Here is a 2,382-nt window from a genome sequence, read left to right as displayed (position 1 = left end):
CTTGAACGAATAGTTAGGCTTCTGGCCCTTTGAGCGTATTGAGCTTTCTGCGTTGATTGAACTTGTAAATAACGAACATGGCACAGAAGTAGAACGCAATTTTCAGAATCTTTGCGATGACGGTTCCGACTTCATAGCCAACGGAATATCCCTGCTCAAAAGACATAAATTTTGCTCCTAAAGTGCTCTTTAATCAGGTCTGATTTACAGCAAACGATTCCAACCATTATCAGCGGTTATTTTCCCAAGCGCTTCTTGAGAAGCATAAAACCGGATTAACCCACAATCCCTGCAGACGACTGTTGCCATTTTGGCAGATGTAAATAAGCCGCTTGTTCCAGGTAGCAAATCGGGCCCATAGCCACCTTTGGCTTGAACTCCGCCATGAGAGAAGAGATTTGTACCGTTACACTCCGGACAGTTCTTGGGGATAGCCATAAACTCCTTCCAGAAAGCCTAACACCTGAGTTNNTGAACGATTAGTTAGGCTTTGCGCTGATGCAACTGTCTCGCACGTTCGTAATGCCGAGTGCCCGTCAAATCAGAAGGCGGAGATTAGTCGTAGTACGTTGAGTAATACTTAAGCAGAACCTTTCCGCCACGAAACAGGGCCCAGTACGGATTGCCGATTTTGCATGATGCGGCGCGTATCTGATCTCCGGGGCGAGCATTTGACGTAATCGCCACCCATTCTGGGTTCAACTCTGGATGCTTGATGCTCTCCCACTTGTCTAGTATGTCAACTATCTCCGGTTCGCTTAGCGGCACGGACACATGACAATCTGGGACTCCCAAGGCTTTTGAAGTTGACTTTGGTTCCCATTGGAACACGGAAGGCGAGTGGACACATCCTGAAACGACAGTGGCAAGGAAGATGCTCAAAATGCCTTGCTTAACGGCGTGCCTCGAACAAAGCAATGAGTATGATTTGCTCACAATGACCACGTCTCCAGAGCGTTCCTGGCAAAGCCTAACACCTGAGTTAAGCCGCCATGCGCAGTGGTGGCGGACGCGTGCTAGCGTAGCGCAGGCACGCGGACGCTGCCACGAAGCGGGGTCGGCTTGAACGAATAGTTAGAGCCCATTGCGAGTTATCGAGCGAATAGGACTAAGGCCAACGCAATAGCAGCGGGGACTGCCTGCACAAACAGGATTTTCTTGCTCGCGGTGGCAGCTCCGTAAACGCCTGCCACAACAACACAAGTCAAAAAGAAGACCTTAATGGAAAGTCCAGCAGGCCCTTGAATAAGGCCGTAAATCAGGCCGGCGGCCAAGAATCCGTTGTAAAGCCCTTGGTTCGCACCTAGAACCTTTGTCTGGTTAGCAAAGTCTTGGGTCAGGCCAAATGCTTTGCGACCAGCAGGCTTTGTCCAGAAGAACATTTCAAGAGCAAGGATGTAGATATGGAGTAGGGCGACTAAACCCACTGCGATGTTTGAAACGAGGAGCATGGTTGCCTCTCAATGGGCGCTAACACCTGAGTTAAGCCNNGAAGCGGCGTCGGCTTGAACGAATAGTTAGGGCGCTACTTTGAGCGGTGCAGGTGCATAGCGCAAAGCTTGTTGCCGTCCGGGTCGCGAACGTAGGCCAAATCCATAATTCCCATTGGGAGCTCGCGTATTCCAGGTGGATCTTCAATGGACGTTCCACCGTACGCAACAGCTGTGTCATGGAACTGTTGAACTTGTTCCGCTGAGGTGCATCTGAACCCAATGGTGCCACCGTTGCCAAAGCTGGCCGGCTCACCATTGATTGGTTCACTCACACAGAACATTCCACCATCATGGCGATAGAACAGGCGGGTCTGTCCCGTCTTGTTGGGGCTTGTCAGGGGCTCGCCGGCCCCCAATAAACCAAGCACTGCGTTGTAAAACTTCTTGGATCGTTCAAGGTCGTTAGAACCGACCATGACATGGCTGAACATTGATGGATCTCCTAAGCTTGTGATGATGACTGATGCGGCAATCGCGGAACGCGCCAGGACAGTCGGTCACGCCGCATGACTCTCTGCGGCGTGACCGACTTGTGAGGCCTCTGGCGCATGGCCAACGTCAACAGGTAAGCCTTTTGGCCCTAAAAACAGCTTCTACGCTTGGAACGCAGAGAAGAAGACAATTGAATTGCATGATGAGCTCCTAGATGGTGGGCTCATCCAAAGGCACACGGACGAGCCCGAGACACAGAGGTGTCGGGTTCGTCGTGGGTTCTCGTGCTGGCACGGGACAGAACTTCTCAGGGCGAGAAGGGGGCGGGCTAACCGAAAACCGCCCCTGCCTTTTTCGACGTTGAAATGCTAACACAGCAACGTTAAGAGCCCTAACACCTGAGTTAAGCCGCGCCGAGAGTGGCGCGGTTTTGGGCTAGCGTAGCGTAGAGCCCAAA

At 51.9% G+C, this 2,382-nt stretch carries 2 protein-coding genes; both read right to left on the bottom strand.

Going from position 1 to position 2,382, the window contains the following annotated elements; all coding sequences use genetic code 11:
• Window positions 1–1,091 precede the first annotated feature (1,091 nt).
• Window positions 1,092–1,451, bottom strand: coding sequence for a DUF1304 domain-containing protein (locus tag ABE093_RS13560; RefSeq protein WP_430761443.1), 360 nt, complete (start codon window positions 1,449–1,451; stop codon window positions 1,092–1,094).
• A gap of 74 nt (window positions 1,452–1,525) precedes the next feature.
• Entirely contained in the window at window positions 1,526–1,924 is a 399-nt protein-coding gene (locus ABE093_RS13555; protein ID WP_430761442.1) for a VOC family protein, read from the bottom strand.
• Between the last annotated feature and the right edge of the window lie 458 nt (window positions 1,925–2,382).

The sequence above is a fragment of the Solilutibacter silvestris genome (assembly GCF_050574925.1).
Classification (GTDB): Bacteria; Pseudomonadota; Gammaproteobacteria; order Xanthomonadales; family Xanthomonadaceae; genus Solilutibacter; species Solilutibacter silvestris_A.
The sequence above is the reverse complement of the archived record's forward strand: the minus strand, read 5'-3'. Positions and strand labels throughout refer to the sequence as shown.